This window comes from Mesorhizobium sp. NZP2298 (assembly GCF_013170825.1).
In the GTDB taxonomy this organism is placed as follows: domain Bacteria; phylum Pseudomonadota; class Alphaproteobacteria; order Rhizobiales; family Rhizobiaceae; genus Mesorhizobium.
The window spans coordinates 3,151,556-3,175,186 of sequence record NZ_CP033365.1 but is presented as its reverse complement, the minus strand read 5'-3'; the positions used below and the strand labels follow the sequence as shown (position 1 = coordinate 3,175,186).

Annotated in this window: 26 protein-coding genes and 1 pseudogene; 13 read left to right on the top strand and 14 right to left on the bottom strand. The window is 66.3% G+C overall.

All coding sequences use genetic code 11. The annotated features are described in order from the left end of the window. The first annotated feature begins 277 nt into the window (after nucleotides 1-277). From EB231_RS15355 to EB231_RS35720, 3 genes and pseudogenes are all read left to right on the top strand, one after another. The gene (locus EB231_RS15355; RefSeq protein WP_172349549.1) at nucleotides 278-1,030 is read left to right on the top strand and encodes a DUF899 domain-containing protein; all 753 of its coding nucleotides are present in this window, start codon (nucleotides 278-280) and stop codon (nucleotides 1,028-1,030) included. Nucleotides 1,031-1,140: 110 nt separating this feature from the next. Then, nucleotides 1,141-1,398: a hypothetical protein gene (locus EB231_RS15350; protein WP_172349548.1), complete on the top strand. Its 258-nt coding sequence runs from the start codon at nucleotides 1,141-1,143 to the stop codon at nucleotides 1,396-1,398. Between the two features lie 316 nt (nucleotides 1,399-1,714). After that, a pseudogene (locus EB231_RS35720) lies at nucleotides 1,715-1,759 on the top strand (hypothetical protein); the annotation flags it as partial. Nucleotides 1,760-1,852: 93 nt separating this feature from the next. On the opposite strand, the gene EB231_RS15340 reads toward EB231_RS35720, so the two are convergent. From EB231_RS15340 to EB231_RS15310, 7 genes are all read right to left on the bottom strand, one after another. Further along, nucleotides 1,853-2,611: an ATP-binding cassette domain-containing protein gene (locus tag EB231_RS15340; RefSeq protein ID WP_172349546.1), complete on the bottom strand. Its 759-nt coding sequence runs from the start codon at nucleotides 2,609-2,611 to the stop codon at nucleotides 1,853-1,855. Beyond that, nucleotides 2,604-3,764 (bottom strand): hypothetical protein, encoded by a 1,161-nt coding sequence (locus EB231_RS15335; RefSeq protein WP_172349545.1) that lies wholly within the window; start codon nucleotides 3,762-3,764, stop codon nucleotides 2,604-2,606. Before EB231_RS15335 ends, EB231_RS15340 begins: the two co-directional genes overlap by 8 nt. An 81-nt stretch (nucleotides 3,765-3,845) precedes the next feature. Then, nucleotides 3,846-4,247, bottom strand: coding sequence for a periplasmic heavy metal sensor (locus tag EB231_RS15330; protein ID WP_172349544.1), 402 nt, complete (start codon nucleotides 4,245-4,247; stop codon nucleotides 3,846-3,848). Continuing rightward, the gene (locus EB231_RS15325) at nucleotides 4,244-4,684 is read right to left on the bottom strand and encodes a hypothetical protein (RefSeq protein ID WP_172349543.1); all 441 of its coding nucleotides are present in this window, start codon (nucleotides 4,682-4,684) and stop codon (nucleotides 4,244-4,246) included. The genes EB231_RS15330 and EB231_RS15325 overlap by 4 nt, the downstream gene beginning before the upstream one ends. Next, nucleotides 4,681-5,277, bottom strand: a complete 597-nt coding sequence (locus EB231_RS15320) for an RNA polymerase sigma factor (protein ID WP_172349542.1) — start codon at nucleotides 5,275-5,277, stop codon at nucleotides 4,681-4,683. Before EB231_RS15320 ends, EB231_RS15325 begins: the two co-directional genes overlap by 4 nt. A gap of 96 nt (nucleotides 5,278-5,373) precedes the next feature. Then, nucleotides 5,374-5,757: a hypothetical protein gene (locus EB231_RS15315; protein WP_172349541.1), complete on the bottom strand. Its 384-nt coding sequence runs from the start codon at nucleotides 5,755-5,757 to the stop codon at nucleotides 5,374-5,376. Nucleotides 5,758-5,800: 43 nt separating this feature from the next. Further along, on the bottom strand, nucleotides 5,801-6,235 hold the full coding sequence (locus EB231_RS15310; RefSeq protein ID WP_172349540.1) for an EF-hand domain-containing protein: 435 nt from the start codon (nucleotides 6,233-6,235) through the stop codon (nucleotides 5,801-5,803). A gap of 251 nt (nucleotides 6,236-6,486) precedes the next feature. On the opposite strand from EB231_RS15310, the gene EB231_RS15305 reads away from it, so the two are divergent. From EB231_RS15305 to EB231_RS15290, 4 genes are all read left to right on the top strand, one after another. Next, nucleotides 6,487-6,909 carry an EF-hand domain-containing protein gene (locus EB231_RS15305; protein WP_172349539.1) on the top strand — a complete coding sequence of 141 codons (423 nt, stop codon included), beginning with the start codon at nucleotides 6,487-6,489 and terminating at the stop codon, nucleotides 6,907-6,909. Between the two features lie 28 nt (nucleotides 6,910-6,937). Then, nucleotides 6,938-7,366, top strand: coding sequence for a BA14K family protein (locus EB231_RS15300; RefSeq protein WP_172349538.1), 429 nt, complete (start codon nucleotides 6,938-6,940; stop codon nucleotides 7,364-7,366). A 50-nt stretch (nucleotides 7,367-7,416) separates the two neighbouring features. Then, a complete protein-coding gene (locus tag EB231_RS15295) occupies nucleotides 7,417-7,857 on the top strand; it encodes a VOC family protein (protein ID WP_172349537.1) in 441 nt (146 codons plus the stop codon). A 247-nt stretch (nucleotides 7,858-8,104) separates the two neighbouring features. Further along, a complete protein-coding gene (locus EB231_RS15290; RefSeq protein ID WP_172349536.1) occupies nucleotides 8,105-8,377 on the top strand; it encodes a hypothetical protein in 273 nt (90 codons plus the stop codon). A 19-nt stretch (nucleotides 8,378-8,396) separates the two neighbouring features. Here EB231_RS15290 and EB231_RS15285 read toward each other — a convergent pair whose 3' ends face one another. Further along, entirely contained in the window at nucleotides 8,397-9,395 is a 999-nt protein-coding gene (locus tag EB231_RS15285) for a bestrophin family protein (protein ID WP_172349535.1), read from the bottom strand. A gap of 59 nt (nucleotides 9,396-9,454) precedes the next feature. Next, nucleotides 9,455-10,072, bottom strand: coding sequence for a TetR/AcrR family transcriptional regulator (locus EB231_RS15280; protein ID WP_172349534.1), 618 nt, complete (start codon nucleotides 10,070-10,072; stop codon nucleotides 9,455-9,457). A gap of 285 nt (nucleotides 10,073-10,357) precedes the next feature. Here EB231_RS15280 and EB231_RS15275 point away from each other — a divergent pair, with 285 nt between their 5' ends. From EB231_RS15275 to EB231_RS15250, 6 genes are all read left to right on the top strand, one after another. After that, nucleotides 10,358-10,855 carry a (2Fe-2S)-binding protein gene (locus EB231_RS15275; protein ID WP_172349533.1) on the top strand — a complete coding sequence of 166 codons (498 nt, stop codon included), beginning with the start codon at nucleotides 10,358-10,360 and terminating at the stop codon, nucleotides 10,853-10,855. After that, nucleotides 10,852-11,910 carry an FAD binding domain-containing protein gene (locus EB231_RS15270; protein WP_172349532.1) on the top strand — a complete coding sequence of 353 codons (1,059 nt, stop codon included), beginning with the start codon at nucleotides 10,852-10,854 and terminating at the stop codon, nucleotides 11,908-11,910. Before EB231_RS15275 ends, EB231_RS15270 begins: the two co-directional genes overlap by 4 nt. Continuing rightward, the gene (locus EB231_RS15265) at nucleotides 11,900-14,152 is read left to right on the top strand and encodes a xanthine dehydrogenase family protein molybdopterin-binding subunit (RefSeq protein WP_172349531.1); all 2,253 of its coding nucleotides are present in this window, start codon (nucleotides 11,900-11,902) and stop codon (nucleotides 14,150-14,152) included. Before EB231_RS15270 ends, EB231_RS15265 begins: the two co-directional genes overlap by 11 nt. A 239-nt stretch (nucleotides 14,153-14,391) precedes the next feature. Then, on the top strand, nucleotides 14,392-14,865 hold the full coding sequence (locus tag EB231_RS15260) for a (2Fe-2S)-binding protein (protein ID WP_140771124.1): 474 nt from the start codon (nucleotides 14,392-14,394) through the stop codon (nucleotides 14,863-14,865). Next, nucleotides 14,862-15,845, top strand: coding sequence for an FAD binding domain-containing protein (locus tag EB231_RS15255; RefSeq protein ID WP_172349530.1), 984 nt, complete (start codon nucleotides 14,862-14,864; stop codon nucleotides 15,843-15,845). Before EB231_RS15260 ends, EB231_RS15255 begins: the two co-directional genes overlap by 4 nt. Beyond that, the gene (locus EB231_RS15250) at nucleotides 15,842-18,136 is read left to right on the top strand and encodes a xanthine dehydrogenase family protein molybdopterin-binding subunit (RefSeq protein ID WP_172349529.1); all 2,295 of its coding nucleotides are present in this window, start codon (nucleotides 15,842-15,844) and stop codon (nucleotides 18,134-18,136) included. The genes EB231_RS15255 and EB231_RS15250 overlap by 4 nt, the downstream gene beginning before the upstream one ends. Nucleotides 18,137-18,291: 155 nt before the next feature. On the opposite strand, the gene EB231_RS15245 is transcribed toward EB231_RS15250, so the two are convergent. The 5 genes from EB231_RS15245 to EB231_RS15225 all read right to left on the bottom strand — a co-directional run bounded on the left by EB231_RS15245 (nucleotide 18,292) and on the right by EB231_RS15225 (nucleotide 23,613). Beyond that, the gene (locus EB231_RS15245; RefSeq protein ID WP_172349528.1) at nucleotides 18,292-18,996 is read right to left on the bottom strand and encodes an outer membrane protein; all 705 of its coding nucleotides are present in this window, start codon (nucleotides 18,994-18,996) and stop codon (nucleotides 18,292-18,294) included. 253 nt (nucleotides 18,997-19,249) lie between these two features. Then, the gene (locus EB231_RS15240; protein WP_206681922.1) at nucleotides 19,250-20,131 is read right to left on the bottom strand and encodes an EamA family transporter; all 882 of its coding nucleotides are present in this window, start codon (nucleotides 20,129-20,131) and stop codon (nucleotides 19,250-19,252) included. A 137-nt stretch (nucleotides 20,132-20,268) separates the two neighbouring features. Next, the gene (locus EB231_RS15235) at nucleotides 20,269-21,765 is read right to left on the bottom strand and encodes a sulfatase (protein WP_172349527.1); all 1,497 of its coding nucleotides are present in this window, start codon (nucleotides 21,763-21,765) and stop codon (nucleotides 20,269-20,271) included. A 93-nt stretch (nucleotides 21,766-21,858) separates the two neighbouring features. After that, nucleotides 21,859-22,827, bottom strand: coding sequence for an aliphatic sulfonate ABC transporter substrate-binding protein (locus EB231_RS15230; RefSeq protein WP_445299320.1), 969 nt, complete (start codon nucleotides 22,825-22,827; stop codon nucleotides 21,859-21,861). Nucleotides 22,828-22,854: 27 nt separating this feature from the next. Further along, the gene (locus EB231_RS15225) at nucleotides 22,855-23,613 is read right to left on the bottom strand and encodes an ABC transporter ATP-binding protein (protein WP_172352921.1); all 759 of its coding nucleotides are present in this window, start codon (nucleotides 23,611-23,613) and stop codon (nucleotides 22,855-22,857) included. Between the last annotated feature and the right edge of the window lie 18 nt (nucleotides 23,614-23,631).

Below are 23,631 nucleotides of genomic sequence, written 5' to 3'. Positions count from 1 at the left end.
AGCACCGCCCTAACTTAAGTCACCACGGCCAAGCAGCAAGCCGCATCGGCAACGGGCGGCGCACCAGGGAGAACGCAATGACTGTCTCAACCGACCTTGCTCTCGACGCATCGAAGGACGGCGCCGGGCATGCCCGACGTCACCCCTGCTGCGCCGGACCGGACGATGCGGATCCGACCGCTTTTGCAACACCCGTCCCTCATCGCCCCACCCTGGCTCAGGATCCCCGGGCGATCACAGGCCACGACGGCCCCATGACTGGCAAAGGAGAAGATCAATGACCAAGCACATGACGATGAAGACCCCGCCGATCGTTTCGAGGCAGGAATGGGACACCGCGCGCGAAAAGATGCTGGTGAAGGAGAAAGCGACGCTGCGCGCCAAGGACGCGCTGGCCGCCGAACGCCGGCGCATGCCGTGGATGGAAGTGGACAAGGCCTATGTGTTCGAGGGCCCCAACGGCAAGGCAAGCCTGCTCGACCTGTTCGAAGGCCGCCGCCAGCTGATCGTCTACCGCGCCTTCTTCGAGCCCGGTGTCTATGGCTGGCCCGATCACGCCTGCCGCGGTTGCTCGCTCGGCGCCGACCAGGTCGGCCACCTCGCCCATCTCAACGCCCGCGACACCACGCTCGCCTACGCCTCGCGCGCCCCGCAGGCCGACATTGCGCGGCTGAAGACGCGGATGGGCTGGGAAATGCCCTGGTACACCATCACCGACAGCTTCGACAAAGACTTCGGGGTCGACGAATGGCATGGCCACAACGTCTTCATCCATGACGGCGACCGCGTCTTCCGCACCTATTTCATCAACAGCCGCGGCGACGAGGCGATGGGCACGGTCTGGAGCTACCTCGACGCCACCCCGCTCGGTCGCCAGGAGGTCTGGGAGGACTCGCCCGAAGGCTATCCCCAGACGCCGCTCTACAGCTGGTGGAACTGGCACGACAATTACGAAGCCGGGGCCGACAAGAAATGGGCCGAAGTGTCCGCCGCAGGCGAAGCCGCCTTCCGCGACAAGGGCGAACAATAGGACCGGTGGATCGACGCCCCATCCAGCCTGGGTTCCTCTTGCCCACACCGTGGGGCGAGGAACCCAAGCCCTGGCCTCGTCACTGGCATGATCATCAGGGAAAAAGGACCATGACCGACATCCATTCCGGCACCGGCGGCGCGACCCCCGAAAATACCACCCCCCTTGGTGTCGCCGACTGGCTGTGTCTCGCGGCGGCACCGACCTTCGCCCTGATGGCCCTGCTCTCGTGTCTTCAAGGTGGCGACGCAGCCATGCTGTGCATGGGCGGCTCGCCGCTGACGGGCATGGCGGCCATGTACCTGCTGATGAGCGCCTTCCATCTCGCACCCTGGCTCAGGGTGATTTCCGGCCGGCAGGTCCGGTAGACCTGGCTCGCTGTCGCCATATCAAGACATCCACACGTCGGAGAAGACAATGAAGCTGGTCAGGCTGAGGGCTCCGGGTGGCCTGGACAGGATCGAACTGGTCGAGGAGGATCCGCCGCGGCCGGGGGGGGCGACGTGCTGGTCAGGATTCGCGCCTGTTCGTTGAACATGCGCGACGATTTCGCGGTGCAGGGCAAGACGCCGCTCGCCGACGGCCGCGTGCCGCTGTCCGACGGCGCGGGTGAAGTGATCGCCGTCGGCGGCGGCAGCCGGGCGGACCAGGAGGACATGATCCGCGCGATAGAGATCAAACAGCTTGAAGCCCGTCATCGACCGCCGCTTCCCGCTGCGCGACATTGCCGCCGCCTTCAGGCACTACGGAGCGCGAAAGCACTTCGGCAAGGTTGTTGGCTGGAGCTTTGAGCCTGCGGCAGATTCATGCCTCGACGTGCCTTCATCCGTCAGCCGCCTGGACCGTCAGTGCCCGCATGACTTCGGCTTCGAAAGCGCCAGGCACGCGCCCCACCTCGGCCAGTTGGCGTGCATCCCAGTCACGCGCAATGCGGCCCTCGGTCAGAAGCAGGACGCGATTGCACAGGCCAGGCACGGAATCCACGACATGGGTGGAGATGATGACGGCATGGCGGCCGCTCGAAGCCAGGGCCTGGATGATGCGCTTCACCTCGAAGGCGGCAAGCGGATCAAGGCCGTTCAGGGACTCGTCGAAGATCAGCAGCGGCGGCGCACCAAGCAGAGCCGCGGCAATGGCGATCTTGGCCCGCGTGCCCAGCGAATATTCGCCGATAGGCCGGTCGATCCAGCGCTTGAGCCCGAGCCGATCGGCGACATTGACGCCAGGCCAGTCGTCTTCGGCGCAGCCGCGGATCGAGGCGACGAGCTGGAGATATTGCCACCCGCTCAGTGCTGCCGGCAGTTCGGATGGATCCACGGCGAGGCCGAAGCCGGACTTGGCGCGCTCCGGTGCGCCGGCAAGGTCGACGCCGTTGATCGTCACGCTGCCCCCGAGCGGCCGGATCTGACCGCTGATTGCTCTCAGCAAAGTGGATTTGCCCGAGCCGTTGGCGCCAAGCAGGCCAAGGATGTCACCACGGCCGAGCGACAGGTCGGCACCGCGGACGACCGGGCGGCCCCCATAGCCGGCGCTGAGACCGCGAACCGCGAGTATCTCGGCAGGGTCGGCGCTGCTATCCATGGCGGTATCTCCGTTGCGCCCGGTGCCACAGGAACAGGACAAGGGCGGCAAAGCCGATCAGTACCGTGCGCCCATATTCGAGCGACTCGTAGCTTGTGTAGGCGATGGCACTGAGAAAGCTCAGCGCGGCGACGAACGGCGCGCTCATGAAATAGGCGGCAAACACCGCATAGGCGCCGTTCAGCGCCAGCAGCCAGAAGCCGCTGGCGATCGGCATCGCCCAGGCCGACGGCTCCGCCGCCAGGGCAGCACCCGCCGGCAGGAGAAAGAAGGCGAGCGACAGTTGCAGCGGCAGCCGCGCCAGGCGCAACCAGGCCCTGACGAAGCCGAGCGGAGCCGTGCGCAGCACCGGCGAGCCGAGCGGGTGGAAGCGCGCGCTCAGCATGAAGACGAGAACGCCGCCGGCCAGCCCGGCCATGGCCGCCGGCACGGCATCATGGCGAACGAAACTGATGGAGGCCGCAACGACCGCCACGAGACCGAGCAGCATGGCCGCGCCCATCAGCCGCCATGAAAGCCTTACGCGGCCGGCCGGCAGGTCCCAGGCCCAGCTCGAGAGCCAGGCCGGCGTCGAACGATCGAAGGCGCCGAGCGAGGGCTTGCGCCCGCCGCGATCGCCCGCCGGCTCGGTGTTGCCGGAGTGGATCAGGTCGCGAGCGCTCCGCAGTCGCAGCCCGGCCGCGGCGCCAAAGCCGGTGCCAAACAGCATCGCGGCACCGACACCCCAGACCGACGCAAGCGGCTTTGCGATGACGAAACAGCCGAGGCCCGCGGCCACCGCGACGATGAAGGCAATGGGAACGCCCAGCGCAGATGCCGCTACCGCGGCCATGCGCCGCCGCTCGAAGAGGGAGAGCGGAAATGCTTTCAGGAACGGCGCGAATGCGCGTGACAGGCAAAGTCTTGCGACCGCACTGCCGGCGAAGCCGCCAAGGCAAAGCAGTACCGCCGGCAGGCCGGCCATCCACAACACCTGCGCTTGCCGCAACGTGGCGGCGGCCGCATGCAATGCGACGACGATGTCGGCAATGGCGTAGGCGAGCAACGCCCCGCCGCCAGCCACGATCCAGGCAAGGTCGCGGCGGCGCATCGAGCGCAGACCAGCCGAGAACTCGCGCCAAAGCAGGGTTAGGACAAGCCTGTCGTGCCGCATTATTCCATTTTCGCGATCGCAAGCCGGTTGGATACCGACATAGGTCGGCGACAATTGTGCCGCCAGTGGGGCCGCCGCGGCTCAGCCTCCCGCGGCGGGCCTGGCGTTGACATTCTTCAGCGCGGTCAGGAGATAGTCCTGCATGGTCGCCTGAAGGTTGGTCGTTGCGCTGCGCACAGCCGCCATCGCGTCCTTCGCCGCCGTTTCGTCAAAGGGTTTGGCTGTTTGTGCCGCCGCCAGGGTGGCGCGCGCGCTACGCAGGTCGCGCAGAGCCTGGAAGGTGCGCGCGCGGTTGTCGCGCAGAATGCCACGGAACTCCTTCCTCACCTCGGGCGGATAGCTGCTGGCAATCTCCGACAACAGCACACGCGTCGCCGCGCCTTGCCGCAGGCCATGCATGGCATAACCGACCAGGAAGAAGTTGACGGCCAGCGAAAGAGCAAGCAGCACCAGGGTCGCCGTCCATATCCAGGAGCGCTTCAAAGCGAGCCCTCCCCTTCTGGATCGGCCACGATACCGCGGCCTTGGGCCAGCGACGAACCGGACGCCAGCGCCAGCAGCTCCGTATCAGACAGATCGTCCTGAAGCCGTGCCAGCTGGTAGCCTGCCAGCGTCGCCGCAACGAGCGCGGCGGCGGCGCAGGCCGCGAACCCGGCCGGACTCAAAAGGAAGCGCGGCAGGAAAGACGAGCGTGCCGGAACACGACCGCTGTCGATACGGGCCAGCACCTTGCGCGCCAGCGCCTGGTCGTCGCCATCGGTCAGCGCCGCCTCGAGCACAAGACGATCGAGCACGGCATCCGGATCGTCCTTCCACTCCGCCGCCAGCAAGGTCAGCGCCTGCTGGCGGAAGGGCGCCGGCCATGCCTCGACCCTGTCGCCGAAGCGGCGCCTGTTTCGTTCGAATTCGTCCCGTGTCATGAGGACTCCCTTTCACGGCCCACGGCCGCCATTGCCAAATGATCCCTGAGCGCGCGCCGTCCGCGCACCAGCAATTGCTCGGCCGAGCCGATGCTGCTGCCCATCACTTCGGCGATCGCGGCGATATCGAGGTCGCCGACCGCCCTCAGCAGCACCGCCATGCGCTGCCGTTCCGGCAGGCGCGAGAGCCCGTCGCGCACGATCGCCAGTTCCTGCCGCGCCGCTGTCGTCGCTTCGGCATCCGCCTCCGGCGACGCGACCTCTTCCTTTATGTCGTCCAGCCCGATGAAACTGCGTAGCGCCCTGCGTCGACGCTGGTCAATGCACCGGTTGGCGGTGATCCGATAGAGCCAGGTCGAAGCCCGCCCCTTGGCCGGATCGAACCGCGTGGCCTGTTTCCAGACGGCCACGAATACCTCCTGCACCACATCCTCGGCGTCGCCGGCATTGCCGAGATACCGCGCCGCGAACATTCGCAGCCCACGGCCATGGCGGGCGATGAGCTCGGACAGCGCGCTTTGGCTGCCCGCGGCGATGCGCGCCAGAAGCTCATCGTCACCGCGGGGTTCCTCATGTCGCACGGCGGCGCGCATCCACGGACGAGACTGCTGGTTCGGCGAATCCGAAATTCGCATCGATCAGGAGGAGCACAGAAACGAATTTCGGGTTCAAATCCATCACACCAGATGTCAGCGCCGCCAGCGGCGGAAGCCGTGGACCGTGTTGCCGTTCGGGCCGGTGAAGCTGCCTGCCGAACGGCCCCGAAACACCCCGCCCGCCGATACACGCTTGCCAGAGAAGGTCTGCCCATTCGGCCCGGTGCCAGAATAGCTTCTGGCGCAGCGGTCAACAACGCCTGCAATGCACTTGGAGCTCGACGTATAGGTGCCGCCATTGGGGCCGGTGCGGGTGGTCGAGCCGGTGTAGACATTGCCGTCCTTGCTGACGCTTCGGCTGATCTCGCCGCCGTGCGCGGTCGGACGCTGCCATTCCTCGGCCGAAGCCGGCGAAGCGGTCGACCAGATAAGCATCGCACCGAGACAGAAAATCGGAATCTTTACCGAAGACAACATGTCGTACTCCTTGTTTTGTAAAGGGAATGATCACTGCCGATCATCAGTTGGCGTGCTCGGCGATCAGCTTGCGGACGGAGGCGATCTCGTCGGCCGAAATCTTGCCGTCACCATCCCGGTCCGCGAGGTCGAACAAAGGCATGCTGCTGGCGAATTCCTGCTCGGAGACCTTGCCGTCGCCATTGGCGTCCATGCGCCGCCAGCGGCTGCCGAGCCGCGCCTGCGCCACCTCGGCGCGATCCTTGATCGCCTGGCGGGCACTCTCCATCTCCTTCTCGTCGATGACGCCATCGCCATTGCGGTCGAGCTTCCTGAACAAGCGCTCGCGGGCGGCCGTCATCTCATCCTTGGAGATGGCGCCGTCGCCATTGGTGTCGATCCGTTGCAGAATGCGCTGGCCGGGCATGTCCTGTGCCTGCGCCGCAAAGAGCGGCGTAAGCCCGATGAGCAGGCCCGCAATGAGTGCAGAGCGTTTCATGATGGTGGTCCTTTCGTGTCTAGTCGGGGGGCGACTGCTGACCGATACGCAGCACGGGGCCAAGCCCTACGCTCGACGCGGAGGATTCTTTGCCGGACCTGCCAATCCCTGTCGCGGCGGGGTAGGCCGTTACGCCTGCACCACCTTGAAAAAAAATCACCTCGCGCCGCGTAGGGGCACGGAAGGCGCCGCGTAGAAGGCTCTGCAAGGACGGTCCGAGGCGGACCATCCGACCCAATGCGGAGACCAGCATGAACAAGATAGTCATGGCCTTTGCCGGCCTGCTGCTTGGCGCGGGAAGCGCCTGTGCGGCGGACGGCAGTGCCAAGGAACTCTTCCGGCGCATAGACACCAACGGCGACCGCAAGCTCGAATTCAGCGAAATCCAGGCCGCGCGGGCGCGGATGTTCGACCGGATGGATGCCAACCACAATGGTTTGCTCGACGCGGGCGAAGTGCGCGCGGCGGTGGAAGCGGTGAAGTCGAAGCTCGACTTCCAGGCCGCCCAATTCGGCGGCTTCCAGGCCCAGGCCGGCCGCATCGACCGCAATGGCGACGGCAGGATTTCGCGCGACGAGTTTGCCGCCTTCATTCCCGACCGGTTGCTGCGGGCGGACACCAACGGCGACGGCGCGCTTTCGATCTCCGAACTGCGGGCGCTCAGACGCCAGTGATCCCCTTAACACCCCTCACAGGAGAGACATGATGAAACGGACACTTACAGCGTTTTGCGGTTTGATGATTGGCGCCTCGGTGCTGGCCTCGCCGGCAGAGGCCTTGCCGGTCGTGCCGGCTTCTGCCCCGGCGTCGGTCACCACCGTGCCGACACCAGTCTGGTTTCGGCGCGGGTTCTACGTCGTCGGCGGCGGATACTACTACAATGGCTATCGCGGCTATGTGCGCATGCGGCCCGGCTACCGTTATTACAACGGTTACTGGTTCCCCGCCGCTGCCTTTGCCGCCGGCGTCGCGGCCGGATCCGCCGCGCCATTGCCGGCGCCTCCTGCCGTCCGGCTGGAAGCGGCGCATGTGCGCTGGTGCTATGACCGGTACGTCTCCTACCGCGCTTGGGACAACAGCTACCAGCCTTATAACGGGCCTCGCCAGCAATGCTGGTCGCCCTATAGTTGAAGCGGAAAATCCGTCCTGGATGCCCCGCGCGGAAGGCCACGGAGAATGACATGATCGCCAATCGCTCCATGCCCGCGAGCGCGGTCATACCCGTGCTGTCCTATCCCGACGTCGAGACGGCCAGCCGCTGGCTCTGCCAGGTTTTCGGGTTCGAACAGAGGCTGATCATCGGCAACCACCGCCACCAGCTCGGCTTCGGCGACGGAGCGGTGGTTGTCACCGGGTCGAAGAACGGCGAACCGATACCGGAACAGGCCGGCGCGCCGTTCGCGGTGATGGTGCGTGTCGAGGATGTCGACGCCCATCACAAGCGAGCTGCGCGCCACGGTGTCGTGATCCTGAGCCCGCCGGCCAGCTACCCCTATGGCGAGCGCCAGTATACTTGCCGCGACCTCGCCGGCCACCACTGGACGTTCTCCCAGTCGATTGCCGACGTCGCGCCTGAGGACTGGGGTGGCGTCGCGGTCGGCACTCGAGCAGTCTGGGAATAGGCGTCAGTCCCGCATGGGTCGCAATATCGTCGACCAGCAGCAATGGCTTCCAATTCATGGCTACAAGCACGGGTAGAATGCACGTCACACCGTTCGCAGCCTTGATCTGTCGGTGACTCCACGTCACGGCCACTCCATCAGCAATGGCTAATTGACAGCCGATGCGAAACGGCGCTCAGTGCCTTGTACAGGTGGATCGCAGCAGGCGGGCGATTTCGACCGCCGGCGTCACCCTGGGGAGGATGCCATGCCAACCGTAATCGGCCATCACAACATCTCGAAAGACAGCAAGCACTGGCTCAGTTCACCCAAGCGCAAGGAGCTTTTCGGCTCGCTGGGGATCACGAACATCCGCACCTTCGTCGACCCGCAGAACCCGAAACGGGTGGCCGTGATGATGGATGTGCCGGATATGGATAAGATGGCCGCGCTGATGCAGAGCAAGGCGGCCACTGATGCCATGGCGCACGATGGCGTGGTGCCGGAGTCCCTGGTGATCCTGGTCGAAGCGAAAGCGTAGCCGCGCCAGGTCCAGCACTTCAGGTCGCGATGTCGTTGACCGGCGGCAATGGCTTGGGGAGGTCAGCCTCGCCAAGCCCGGCGCGCAGCTCGATCTCGATGTCGCGGCATATCTGCGAGATCGGAACGTCGTTGGCGCTGCCCTCGAACGGGTTGGCGCTGCTCTCGCCGACCTGGTCGAGAGACATGTAGGCCCAGCCCAGCAGCGTGCTGAACGGGATCGTCAGCCAGATGCCGAGCGTGCCGAGCACGCCGCCAAGTTTGCCCATGTCGGCAAAGACCGGAACGACGCCGAACGGCAACAGCGTGCAGAAGATCATGACGAACATGGAACTGACGATGGCATACTGCCTCGGATAGGGATTGTTCTTGATGCGGTCGCAGCGCGCCTGCTGATCGTGGAAGTCGCGGATCAGCTTCGTCAGTTCGACATAGATCTGAGGAGGAATCCTGGCGTCCTTGAACAGTGCGTTGACCTGGACCGATTGCATTTCGAGCAGGGCCAGCGCCGGCTGTGGCGATTTCAGCACCGCCTCGGCCTGTTCGGCCAGCAGCGGCCGCAATTCGTCGGCTATCGAGCCCTTGTCCTCCTGGATGCGGTAGCGCCGCCGGTATTCGATATTGGCGGCCTTCCCCATGGATTCCCAGGGCATCGGCCGCCGCAGCGAAAAGCGCAGTGCCGTCATCCAGGCGATATGGCGGTAGATGAGCTGCCTGGCCGTCGGCGCGTCGAGGAAGTCCCGGCAGAAATTGGACCACACCCGGCTGCTGGCGATGATTTGCGTGAACGCCTGCAGCGCCTCACCGCTGCGGGTGAACACCTGCGAATTCTTGAACCCCGCGACAAGCGACACGGTGGTGCCGAGCACCAGCACGACCGACCATGGCACCGAGAAGCCGGCGATACCGGGAAGACGATAGGCCGCGACGGCCAGCCCGCTCACCACCACCATGTAGATGACGCTGCGCCGCGACCAGAGCGCGAAGTCGATCAGCTTGTAGGAACGGCCTACATACATCGGATTCCCCTCAAAGATCGTGGACAGGCATGGTTGTCACGCGGCCGATATCCAGCTCCTCAACGCGGGCTGTTTGCCCCGAACCGCAAGCCGTCCATCAGGAGCTTGACCAGCCGGCGCGAGCGGTCGCGCCACTCCGGCGTATCGGGCGCGGAGTAAATGCCGGACAGCGCATGCAGCACATCGGAGGCATCGACGTCGCCCCGGATCGTGCCCTCGGCCACCGCAGCCTCGACCAATTGCCGCAAGGCCTGGGAGACCCTGCCCGACGTGTCGGAAAACAGCGTCGAGTTGGTGGTGAGCAGGATGCGCAGGCTGGTTGCCAGGCCGCGCTTGGTGGCGATGTAGTCGACGAAGCGCCGCATCCATTCTTCCAACGCGACATCGGACGGATGCTTTGCCGCAAGCTCGCCGGCGGCCGCGCACAGCGCCTCCACCTCGCGGCGGTAGACCACCTCGACCAGATGCTCGCGCGTTGGGAAATGCCGGTAGAGCGTACCGATGCCGACACCGGCGCGGCGCGCAATGTCCTCCAGCGAGGCATCGATGCCGCGTTCGGCGAAGACCGATGCGGCCACCTCGACCAGCCGGTCGCGGTTGCGTTGCGCGTCCGCGCGCAGCGGCTTGGCTTCCGCGGCGGTCTTCGTTTCGGCGATGACGGACGGCTCAACGGCCAATTTTTTCTCCACGGTCGAAATATGGGGGCTTGAACCCGGCCGGGCCAGCCCCCACGTAATAAACGGAGGCGCCTCCGATTTAGTGGAGTGCTTTCATCATATAAGAAGGGGAACGCTTATGTCACGCCTTTCGAACCTGCAAGCTGACATCTCCCCTGCCCGCCTATCTCCCGGGAGATCCGCTGTTATCTCCGCCAACACCTGACCAAAAGGTTACCTTGCCCTTCCCCGGCAAGGCACCAGTTCACCTCCCATCCGCGTCAAGCAAACTGGAGCCAGACGCCCATGACCAGTCTTCCCATCACGCTTACCATCAACGGACACCGACACGAACTGGAAGTCGATCCACGCGTAACCCTGCTCGACCTGCTGCGCGAGCGGCTTGACCTCACCGGTACCAAGAAGGGCTGCGACCGTGGCCAGTGCGGCGCCTGCACGGTGCTGGTCGACGGCAATCGCATCAACTCCTGCCTGGCGCTGGCGGTCAGCCATGACGGCGCCGATGTCTTGACCATTGAAGGCGTCGCCCGTGGTGAGGAACTGCATCCGGTGCAGGCCGCCTTCATCGCCCATGACGGCTTCCAATGCGGTTTCTGCACACCCGGCCAGATCATGAGCACGCTCGGCCTGATCGCCGAAGGACAGGCCGGCGACGATCCCGAACGCATCCGCGAGGGGCTGAGCGGCAACATATGCCGCTGCGCGGCCTATGGCGGCATCGTCGAAGCCGTCCTGGAAGCCCAGCAACAGCTTGCCAAGGCCGACCGGAGGACCGCGGCATGAGAGACTTCGACTATATCAGGCCCGCCACCATCCCCGACGCCATCGCGGCGGCGGCCGAGCCGGGTTCGGCCTATCTCGCCGGCGGCACCAATCTGCTCGACCTCATGAAAGGCGGCGTCACCAGCCCCGAGCGCATCGTCGACATCTCGCGGCTGCCGGAACTCAACCGTGTCGAACGGCTGGACGATGGCAGCCTGCGCATCGGCGCGCTGGTCCGCAACGCCGACCTCGCCCACGACACGGCATTCGCCAAGGCCTATCCGGCGGTGGCCGAGGCGCTGCTGTCGGGCGCCTCCGCGCAGCTTCGAAACGCCGCCACGGTCGGCGGCAATCTCCTGCAGCGCACGCGCTGCAGCTATTTTTACGATACCGCCAGCGCCTGCAACAGGCGCGAGCCCGGCGCCGGCTGCGACGCGCTGGGAGGCGAGAACCGCCTGCACGCCGTGCTTGGCTGGAGCGATGCCTGCATCGCCACCCATCCCTCGGACTTCTGCGTGCCGCTGGTGGCGCTCGACGCCGTGGTCGAGATCGAGGGCAAGCAGGGCCGGCGCCATGTGACGCTGGAGGAATTCCACCGGCTTCCCGGCGAAACGCCGCAGCGGGAGAATGTGCTGGAGCCCGGCGACCTGATCGTGGCGGTGCGCCTGCCGGCCGAGGCAACCTCCTTCGCCGCCAATGCCCGATACCTGAAAGTGCGCGAACGCACCTCCTATGCCTTCGCCGTCGTCTCGGCCGCAGCGGCACTTGTCGTCGACAGCGGCAAGATCCGCGCCGCGAGGCTGGCACTGGGCGGCGTCGCGGCCAAACCGTGGCGTGCCCGCTCGGCGGAAGCCGTGCTGCTTGGCGCGGATGCCAACGAGGCGACCTTCGCCAGCGCGGCGGACGCGGCCTTGGCCGACGCCAGCCCCTCCGGCGACAATGCGTTCAAGATCGAGCTTGCCCGCCGCATCGTGGTCAGGGCGCTGATATCGGCCCTGGCGGGGACGCCCGAGCGGATACCGGCCCTTCCGGCCTCTCCCTTTTCCTCCATTCCCGGAGTGCGCCATGACGCTTGAACTCAACCAGCAACCCGCCCACGCGCGGCAAGGCTCCAGCATCGGCCAGCCGCTGACCCGCCGCGACGGCTTTCTGAAAGTCACCGGAGCCGCGCGCTACGCGGCCGACAACCATCCGCCCGGCATGCTCTATGCCGTGCTCGCCGTCTCCAGCATCGCGCGCGGCCGCGTTGCCGCGCTGGATATCGAAGCGGCCAAGGCGCACAAGGGCGTGGTCGAGGTGATGACGCCCAGCAACCGGCCGGCGCTCGCCATCGATCCGGATGCCAAGGACAATCCCTTCATGTTCCGGCTCGACCTGTTGCAGAACGATCAGGTCCGCTACCCGAACCAGACCATCGCCGTGGTGATCGCCGAGACGCTGGAGGCGGCGACCGAGGGGGCGGCGCTGCTCTCGCCGCGCTATGAGGCGCTGCCGGCGCGCGTCGGTCTCGACGGTGCCGAAAGCTTCGTGCCGCGTGGTGTCGGCGTCGGCAATCCGGCCGTGCATCACAAGGGCGATGTCGAAGCCGGCCTCAAATCGGCAACGACGCGGATCGAAGCCACCTACGAGACGCCGGCCCAGTACCACAACGCCATGGAACCGCATGCGATCGTCGCCGCCTGGGATGGCGGCAGGCTGTCGATCGACACGCCGAGCCAGGGCCTTGCCATGGCCCAGGGCCGCATAGCCGGCCTGTTCGGCATCGCGCCGCAAGACATCCATATCCGCAGCCCTTTCCTCGGCGGCGGCTTCGGTTCGAAAGGCATGGTTTCGGGGCCGCAGGTTCTGGGAATCCTGGCGGCGCGCCTCGTTGGCCGTCCGGTCAAGCTGGTGCTGCGGCGCGAGCAGATGTATGGGCCGGTCGGCCACCGTGCTCCGACGCGCCAGACCTTGCGCATGGGCATGGATGGCGAGGGCCGGCTGACGGCGATCGACCATCACGCCAAGACCGCTTCGAGCACGTTCGACGATTTCTTCGAACCGGCGGCGGATGCCTCCCACACACTCTATGCCAGCCCGGCAATCGCCACCTCGCACGAGGCGGTGCGGCTCGACACCGGTACGCCGCTGTTCATGCGGGCACCCGGTGAAGCCACCGGCTCGATAGCCCTGGAGAGCGCCATCGACGAGGCGGCTCACGCCTGCGGCATCGACCCGCTGGAATTCCGGCTGAGGAACTATGCCGAGGTCGAGCCGATGACCGGCAAACCGTTTTCCTCCAAGGCGCTGCGCGAATGCTACAGCCAAGCCGCTAAGGCATTCGGCTGGGCGAGCCGCCCGCTTCAGCCCCGGTTGATGCGCGACGCCGACGGTTTCCTCACCGGCTGGGGCATGGGTACGGCGACGTTCCCGGCCCTGATGTTCCAGGCCGAGGCGCGTGCGGTGTTGAGGGCCGATGGCAGCGGCCTGATGGAGACCGGCGCGCAGGACATGGGGCAAGGCGCCTGGACCGCCTTCGCCCAGATCGCCGCCGATGGGCTCGGGCTCGACATCGACCAGGTCGATTTCAGGGCCGGCAGCTCCGACCTGCCCAATGCGGGCATTGCCGGCGGCTCCGGCCACACGGCGACGGCCGGCATGGCGATCCACAATGCGGGCGCCGCCGTCATCGCCAGGCTCGCCGATCTCGCCACCGGCAACGAGGCCTCGCCATTGTTCGGTGCCGGCAATGAAGGCGTGCTGGCGCGCGGCGGCTGGCTGTACCGGCGCGACGATGAAAGCCGGGGCGAAAGCTATGCCGAGATCCTCACGCGCGCTGGTCTCACGGAGATCGAAGGCCGCGGCAAGGGCGCCCCGGACCCGGCGTCCCAGGAGACCTATGCCAAGCATGCGCACGGCGCCGTGTTCGCCGAAGTCAAGGTCGATCCGGATTTCGGGCAAATCCGCGTCACCAGGCTGGTCGGCGCTTTCGCCGCCGGACGGGTCATCAATCCCAGGCTGGTGCGCAGCCAGTACTATGGCGGCATGATCTGGGGGGTCTCCTTCGCGCTGCATGAAGAAGCCAGCACCGACCGGCGCTCGGGCCGGATCCAGAACGCCAACCTCGCCGAATACCATGTCCCGGTGAATGCCGACGTGCCGTCGGTCGAGGCGATCCTGGTCCATGAGGACGACCCCTACGTCAACGCGCTCGGCATCAAGGGCGTTGGCGAAATCGGCGTCACCGGCACGGCCGGCGCGGTTGCCAACGCGGTCTGGCATGCAACAGGCGTGCGGCCTCGCCGCTTTCCGATCCGCATCGAGGACCTGCTGGTGTGAGGAGTGGTTCGCATAATGGACGGGAAGCCAATTGCCCGGCTTCCCGAACAACGAACGGTGAATGCCCGGTCCGCCTTCGGGCGGATCAAAAGGTCCAGTGGACTTTTTTAAGGGTCTGAACGCCCGAAGGGCAGGAAGCGGCAGCGAAGGGCCGGACGGCTGGAGCTAGACCCGCCGGCTGCCCCGCCCGCGCAACATGATCAACCGACTTCGCGTCAAGCAACTGGAGCCAGACGCTCATGACGAAAATCCCCGTCCATCTCGATATCAACGGCCATCATCACGAATTGCAGCTCGAGCCGCGCGTGACGCTGCTCGATGCCTTGCGCGAGCGGCTCGGCCTGACCGGCACGAAGAAGGGCTGCGACCACGGCCAGTGCGGCGCCTGCACCGTGCATGTCGACGGCGAGCGCGTGCTGGCTTGTCTCACGCTGGCGGCGCAGGCCGAGGGCCGCGCCATCACCACCATAGAGGGGCTTGCACGGGAGGGCGAACTGCATCCCGTGCAAGCTGCCTTCCTCGAGCAGGACGCCTTCCAGTGCGGCTATTGCACGCCGGGCCAGATCATGTCGGCGGTCGCCTGCATCCGCGAGGGCCACGCCGGATCGGATGAGGAAATCCGCGAATACATGGCCGGAAATCTCTGCCGCTGCGGCGCCTATCCGCACATCGTCGCCGCCGTGCGCCAGGCAGCCCTGGAGGTCGCATCATGAGGGATTTTTCGTATCTGCGCGCCACTTCGGTTGATGCCGCACGACAGGCCGCTGCCCTGCCCGGCGCCATGCTGCTTGCCGGCGGCACCACACTGATCGATCTTGCCAAATGCAGCGTCGCCGAACCCGACACGCTGGTCGACATCACCCACCTCAAGGGGCTCGACCGGATCGAAGTGGGCGAACACCGAGCGACCATCGGCGCGCTCGCCAGAATGGGCCATGTCGCCGACCATGCCGATATCCAGAGCGGCTTCCCGGCCGTGTCGGAAGCGCTGTGGCAGGCGGCGTCGGCGCAGATCCGCAACATGGCGACCATCGGCGGCAATCTGATGCAGCGCACGCGCTGCCCCTATTTCCGCGATCCCTCGAACTTTTCCGCCTGTAACAAGCGTGAGCCAGGCAGCGGCTGTTCGGCGATCGGTGGCGTCACCAAGGGCCACGCCGTGCTCGGCGCCAGCGAGGCCTGCATCGCCATGTATCCCGGCGACCTCGCCACCGCACTGGTCGCCTTCGACGCGATGGTCCATCTCGGCGATCGCCGCATCGCGGTCGACGACTTCTTCCTGCTGCCCGGCACCACGCCCGACAGGGAGCACGCGATCGAGCCGGGCGAAATGATCACGGCGATTGAGATCCCCTCATCCGCCGCTGCGCGCCGTTCGACCTACCTCAAGATCCGGGACCGGCAATCCTACGAATTCGCGGCGGCCAGCGCGGCCGTAGGGCTCGAGCTGGAAGCCGATGGGCGCACCATCCGCGACCTGCGCGTGGCACTCGGCGGCGTCGCGACGAAGCCGTGGCGGGCGCGGGCCGTGGAGGCCGCCTTGATAGGCAAGGTGCTGGAACCGGCCGCTGTCCGCGCGGCCAGCCTGCTTGCCGTCGAAGGCGCCGTCGACCATGGCGCCAACCACTACAAGATCGAACTCGCACCGCGCGTTGTCGCGCGGGCCATCCTCAAATTGGGAGAGACGGCATGACTGTCCACGCAAGACATGGCGACGCCTCGGATGGCGCGCTGGCGGAAGCCATAGGCGGGCGGCTGTCGCGCGTCGACGGCCCGGCCAAGATCACCGGTGCGGCCAAATACGCCGTCGAGCAGCAGCTCGAAGGCCTCGCCCATGCCGTGCTGGTCGAAAGCACGATTGCCTCCGGCAAGGTGCGCGCGATCGACACCGCGCGGGCAGAGGCGGCGCCGGGCGTCCTCAAGGTGCTCACACCGGACACCATCATCAGCCTGAGAACCGCGTCGGACTGGTTCGGCACGCCGCCGCCGGACAGGCCTTACTGCCCGCTGGCACGCGACATCACGTTTTCAGGCCAGCATGTCGCCGCCGTCGTGGCCGAAACCTTCGAGCAGGCGGTCGCCGCGGCGGCGCTGGTCAAGGTCAGCTATGACGAGACGCCTTCCATCGTCGACCTCAGCGACGGCAAGGCCGGCGACGGCATCCTGATCGACGCCATGACCAAGGAATGGGGCGATGCGGCCACCGCCTTCGCCTCGGCGCCGGTGCGTATCTGCGCCGCCTACAACACGCCGCGCGAATACCAGGCGCCGATGGAGCCGCATGGCCTGATCGCGCGCTGGGAAGGCGATCGTCTGACCGTGTGGGAGCCCAGCCAATGGCTGGACGGAATGGCCCGCACCTATGCCGAATGGTTCGAAGTGCCCTTCGAGAATGTGCGGCTGGTCTCGCCCTATATTGGCGGTGGCTTCGGCTCCAAGGCGCTGGCGCTCGGCCACGGCGCGATTGCCGCGAGTGCGGCCAGAATGCTGGGACGGCCGGTGAAACTGGTGATGACGCGGCCGCAGACGTTTACCGGCTATGGCGGCCGCGCCGCGACCCGGCAGACGGTGACGATCGGCGCCGACCATGACGGCGTGATCCAGTCGATCGTGCATCGCGGCGTCAATGAAACATCCATCGACGGCATGTGGGTCGAGCCGCTGGGATCTGTCACCTCGATCATGTACGCGACGCCGAATTTCTCCTCGAAGCAGAATGTCGTGCGGGTGAATTCCGTGGTGCCGGGCGCCATGCGCGCGCCGGGCGAGAACCCCTCGGCCTTCGGCATCGAGAGCGCCATCGACGAGCTCGCCTACGAGGTCGGCATCGATCCGCTGGAGATCCGGCTGCGCAACTACGCCGAACAGGATCCGCACGCCAAAAAAGCCTGGTCGACCAGGCAGTTGCGCGAGGCTTTTGCCGCAGGCGCCGAACGCTTCGGCTGGTCCAAACGGACACCCGAGCCGCGTTCGATGCGTGACGGCAACCAGCTGATCGGCTGGGGTGTCGCCGCCGGCACCTATCCGGTCCGGCGCGCCTATGGCGAGGCGGTCGTGCGCATCCTCGCCGACGGTTCGGTCGAGGTCGAAAGCTCCTCGATCGACATGGGCCAGGGCACCTACACGATCCTGGCGCAGACCGCCGCCGAGACGGTCGGCGTGAGCGCCGACGACGTGGTGGTGAAGCTCGGCGATTCCCGCTTCCCGCGCGCCGGCGTCACCGGCGGCTCGCGCCTGGCAGGCGTGATGACGGGTGCCGTCTACAAGGCGGCCACCTCGGCGCTCGACCAGCTGGTGGGCTTGGCGATCAGCGACCCGCGCTCGCCCTTCCACACGCTGCAGGCAAACACATTGGTGGTCGCCAATGGCCGCATCGGCTCGCCGCGCGGCGACGGCCCCGATGTCTCGATCGCCGACCTGCTCAAGAGCGTGGGGCGCGACCGCATCGAGGCGACCGGCGACACCATGCCGGCCAATTCGACCGCCGAGGACCGCTACAAGAACTACACCACCATCGCCATGGCGCTGCCGCACACCGAGGGCGACTATTCCCGCCACTCCTGGTGCGCGCATTTCATCGAGGTGCGCGTCGACGAGGATTTCGGCACGGTGCGTGTGTCACGCGTCGTGTCGGCGCTGGATTCCGGCCGGCTCTACAACCCGAAGCTCGCCGAGAGCCAGTGGAAGGGCGGCATCATCATGGGCATCGGCCAGGCACTGCTGGAAGAAGGCATCGTCGACCGCCGCCATGGCCGCATCGTCAACAACAACCTCGCCGACTATCTGGTGCCGACCAATGCCGACATCCCGGACATCGAAGTCATCTCGGTCGGCATCCCCGACCTGCACTCCTCGGTGCTCGGCGGCAAGGGCGTCGGTGAGCTGGCGATTGTCGGCGTGGCGCCGGCGATCGCCAACGCGGTGTTCCACGCGACCGGAAAGCGGGTGCGGGATTTGCCGATCACGCTGGAGAAGCTGATTTAGGGCAGGCTTATCTCCCTCCTTCGAAGGAGAGATGTCGCCGAAGGCGACAGAGGGGTCGTCGCGTTAGAGCGCCGACCCCGTCCGCGGCAGCAGGCCGAGCCCCCCGGCCCCTTGGCCCGCCGGCCATCTCCCGAGGGAGATTTGCAGTTCAAGCGTCAGAACTTGTAGCTGAGGCCTACCCGGACATCGTGCGTCTGCAGGTCGACGTTCGTCTCCGTGGGCAGGCCGGCTGCTATCGACAGATCCTGGCTGCCGAAATCGGAGTAGCGGTATTCGGCCCGCGCGATCCATCTGTCGGTGAAGGCATGCTCGATGCCGGCGCCAACCGTCCAGCCGACATGGCTCTCGTCGTGGAACGGTATCTCACCGCCGGGGCCGGCGCTGATCGCGGTCACTTCATATTTGGCCGCGGCCACGCCCGCGGTGATGTAAGGCAAGGTCCGGTCGAACGCATAGCCGGCCCGCAGCCGCGCCGACCCCGACCACTTGAGTTCGCTCTTGAGCAACGTATTGACGCCACCGCCGCCAGCGTCGACGCCTGTCAGCCCATCGGCATTGCTGTAGGCGATGTCGGCCTCGGCGCCGATCACGAAACTGTTCGCCATCTGGTAGTTGGCGCCGATATGGATGCCGCCGATAAAACCGTCCGGATCAAGCGGCACGTTGAGGTCGGATCCGCCGCCGAAGCCGCCGCCAGCGATGAGGAGATTGGATTTTCCGGCTGCGTAGCCGGCGTCGACGCCGGCATAGAGGCCGGACCAGTCGTAGCCGGCAACAGGCGAGACCTCGTTGATGTCGGCCGCGCACGCCATGCCGACAGGCGCCAGAATGAAGGCCGTCGCGAGAAGAATGATTTTCATGTTTGTCTGCCGCCCCATATGTTGTGGTCCTCGCCACGAAAATACTCCGTGGCGATCCAGGTGTGGTCGAGGCCCTCGATGTGGCATTGTCCGTGGGCTGCGTCTTGGGCTGGGTCGCACCGGAATTGTCCAGGAAAGCGACACGCCGCTTTCCCGATCAGTGTGACCATTCAGCCGCAGTCGATCGGCGCGAACGCGGCATTGGCCGTCGTGACACCGAAGGCGCCGACGAGGACGGGGGCGCTGCGGCACCCTACTCCGGCGACGGCACCGGTGGCTTCGAGGTCAGCGCCGTGCCGGCGGCGGCCGCGATGACGGCGGCGATGCCGGCCAGTTGCGCCAGGCTCAGGCTTTCGTGCAGGAACAGGAAGCCGGCGAGCGCGCCGAGCCCCGGCTCCAGGCAGGTCAGCGTGCCGTAGATGCGGGCCGGCATCCGGGTCAGGGCCACCATCTCAAGGAAGAACGGCAGCGCGCTGGAAAACAGGCCTACGAGCAGGGCACCGACCAGGATCGACGGCGCCAGCAGGCCCGTTCCGGCCTCGGCGATGCCGAAGGGCAGCACCAGCACGGCGGCGATCGCCATCCCGTAGGCGGTGGTGCGGGTGCCAAGCTGGGCGCCCGTCTTCTGCGCGAGCACGATGTAGAGCGCCCAGAAGCCGCCGGCCGCCAGCGCCAGCATCACCCCGGTCGGATCGAGCGGCTGCAGCGAATGAATGAAGGGCGACAGCAGGACGATGCCGGCCACCGCCAGCGCGATCCAGGCAAAGTCGCTGGCGCGCCGCGACGTCAGCGTCGCCACCAGCAGCGGCCCGGAAAATTCGAGCGCCACGGCGACGCCGAGCGGGATCCTGGAAAGGGCCGCATAAAACAGGAGGTTGAGCGCGCAGAGCGTCACTCCATAGGCGGCGAGCCAGGGCAAGTTGGCGCGCGTCGGTCGCATCTGCCAGGGACGCAGCACCACGATCAGCATCAGCGCGCCGACGACCAGCCGCAGCGTCGTCGTGCCTTGCGCACCGATCACCGGAAACAGGGTCTTGGCGAAAGTGGCGCCGATCTGGATCGACACCATCGCGCCCATCAGCGCCGCGACGGGCAAGGGCGCCGCTTCGCGACTGGCAACCGGCATCGATGTCACTTGGTGCTATCCTCCGTGCCACCGGGCGGAAGCCCTCTGGCGCATCGGGATAGGCCGGACCGAACCGCCTGTCGTGAGACAGAGCGCAGCGTTTGATGGGACACGGCCAGGCGTGCCGCCGGCCGCGGGCTCTCCCCTCAGTTCAGCGACTGGCGCCGCGGCGGTGGCGCCGGGTGACGCTGCTCGAGCTGCGTCGCCGCCGCCGCGCGACCCGTCCGGCGCAGCCTTTCAAGATAGCCCGGCAATTCGCCACGGCAATGGAAAGGCCCGCCTTCCTTCATCACCGTGACCAGCGGATCGACGTCGCTGTCGCCGCGGACGGCCATGGCGCCGCGCCAGTCCTCGAGCAGGCGGCTGGCGTGATCGACGATGTCGGTCCGGGAGCCGGAAAGATCATGCTGCTCATGCGGGTCCTCGCTGAGGTTGAACAGGCTGACCGGGCCGAAATCCTTGTAGCCGTCATGGTAGGTGCGCAGCATCAGCCAGTCGGCCCCGTCGCGCCGGAACCGCACGCCGCGCTGCACCGCCCATGCGCCCTGGCTCAGCACCAGGAAGTCGCGACCGCCGTCCTGGCCGGCGGCGAGCGCGGGCGCGAAGGAGCGCCCGTCCCACAGCGCCGGCACGCTGCCGCCAAGCCGGTCGATCAGCGTCGCGGCCCAGTCGAAATGATAATGCAGCCCGCGGTTGACGCCGCGCATGTCGTCGGCGCCGGGCCAGCGGATGACCAGCGGCACGTTGCAGGTGAACTCGTCCGCCGTCTGGTGGTCGCCCCAGACATTGAGCTCGCCAAGGTTTTCGCCATGGTCGGCGCCGATGACGATGATGGTCTGGTCAAGCAGGCCCTGCCGCTTCAATTCCTCGACGATGAGCCCGACATGGTGATCGGCGTAGAGCACGCCGGTATCGTAGCCGTCGAACCAGGCCTTGACGGTGTCCATGTCGCTGATCGGCGACGGCATGCGCCGGTATTTCGATCCGCCCGGCTCGACATCGAAGCCCGAAGGCTCCTGCGGGCTGTGCGGGCCATAGCCGGCATGGCTCTTTTCGAACACCGCCTGGGTCATCCAGTCGGGAAGCGGTTGATCGGCGAAGGGATCGCCGAAGGCATCCGGTGCGCGATAGGGCGTGTGCGGGTCCCAGACATTGACATGCAGGAACCACTTCTTGGCCGAGCCGTTGCGCTTCAGCCAGTCGAGCGCCAGGCCTGAGACCTCGTCGGCGTTCTCCATGCCGGCCTTTCCCGGATTGATGATCTCGTTGAACCCAGCATACCAGTGCCAGCAGCCATGCCGTTCGCCGAAACTGCTGATCGTCGTGGTGTGGTAGCCGAGATCGCGCAGCGCCCGCATCCAGCCCTCCTCGTAAAAGGTGCCGGCCCAGGCCCTTTCGGCGCCCTCGCGGAACGGCTCGCAGGCGGTTCCGCCATGGCCGACCACACCGGTCCGCATGCCGTGGCGGCCGCTCCACAGCGCCGTGCGCGAGGGATGGCAGGGCACATCGGAAACATAGATGTTCTCGAAGCGGATGCCGTCGCGAGCAAGGCTGTCGATGACCGGAGAGGTGTTGCGATGGTAGCCGTAGCAACCGAGATGGTCGCGCCTCAGGCTGTCGATGTCGATGTAGAGAACGTTCATGGATGGCTCGCCGCTGGTGATATGGTTTTCAGAAGGCAGGTCCCGGTTCGGATCCGGGACCCGAGATTGCAAGGGATGGTTTTCGGGCCGGCTTCAGGCCGCGATATACTGATCGCCGAGGTAGTAATCCTTGGGATCGAGCGAGGTCTCGAACTTGCCGAAGGTCTTGAACAGCTCGTTCATGGTCGCGAACCAGCCATTGACCGTGCCGTCCTTGGTCAGCTTGATCAGCTCGGCCGACGTCATGAAACGGCCGTAGCCGGCCTCCGTCTTCAGCTGGTCGGCAGGGATGCCCAGTAGCTTCGAGGTGATCTCGATCGCCTTGCCCTGGTTGGCGGCGCGGAAGTCCTGCGCGTCCTTGATGGCGCGGACCACGTTGCGCACGAGATCGGGATTGCCCTCGATAAGGTCATTGCGGGCGATGAAGACGCTCGGGAAAGTGGTCTGCGGATAGAAGTCGTCATTCTTGGCCAGTTCCACCAGATCGGGAACGGTCTTCTGGATGATGCCGACGAACGGATACCAGATGCCGGCCGCGTCGACCTGCTTGGAAGCGAAGGCCGCCACGATGGTGCTGGGGTCCATCTGCACGATGTCGAGGTCGGTCATCGCCATGTTGGCCTTGCGCAATGCCAGCCGCAGCAACATGTCGCCCGACGTGCCGGCGGCGATCGCCACCTTCTTGCCCTTGAGGTCGGTGATCGAGGTGATGCCGGCCTGGGCGATCACCCGGTCGGAGAAGCCGACATCGTTGACGGCGATGATCTTGGCCTTGCCGGTCGCCGGCAGCCAGAGCGCGCCCGGTCCGAGATAGCCGAATTCCAGGCTGTTGGCACCGAGCGCCTGCACCTGGATCGGCCCATTGGTAAAGACCTTGATATCGGCATCGACGCCGTGCTTGGCGTAGAACCCCTGGTCCGCGGCGATGCCGGCCACGCTGGCGCCCCAGAAATCGCCGTTATAGCCGATGCGCGCCGCCATTCCCGCTGCCTTGGCGGGAACGCCGGAAGCGGCGAATGCGGCCAGTGCCGCCGATGATGCGATGAAGTTACGTCTTGTCAGTGTCACCATACTCTCCTCCTGTCACTGTCACTGGTGGTAAACGGCTTGCCAGACGCGATTGCGGATGGCCATGAACGCTGCCGAAAGCCGGATTTCCTCGGTTCTCGGGTAAGGCAAAGGCACGTCGATGATCTCCTTCAGCCGGCCGGGCCGCGCCGCCATGACGATGACGCGGTTGGCGAGGTAGACGGCCTCGTCGACATCGTGGGTGATGAACATCACGGTGCGCCGCTCCCGGCTCCAGGTGTCGAGCAACTGGTCCTGCAACTGCACGCGGGTCAGCGCATCGAGCGCGCCGAACGGCTCGTCCATCAAAAGGATCGACGGGTCCACCGCATAGGCGCGGGCGATCGCGCAGCGCTGCTTCATGCCGCCCGACAGCGTCTTGGGCAGCGCGTCGGCGAAGTCGCCAAGTCCCACTAGGTCGATGAAGCGCGCGGCGATTTCCCTGCGCCGCGAAGCCCCCTCGCCCTTGACGCGCAGCCCGAACTCCACGTTCTGGCGCACGGTTAGCCAGGGGAAAAGCGCGTATTGCTGGAAGATCATGCCGCGCTCCGGCCCAGGTCCATCGACCGCCTTGCCGTCGACCAGCACGGTGCCCTCGCTCGGCGTCAACAGGCCGGCGGCGATGTTGAGCGCCGTCGACTTGCCGCAGCCGGACGGACCGACAAGGGTGACGAACTCGCCGTCGGCGATGTCGAGCGACAGCCGGTCGAGCGCGAGGAAGGCGTTGTCCTTGAGGTCGAAGCGGCGCGTCACCTTGTCGAAGACGATTTTTGGGGCAATCTTTGGCTTTGGGGCGAT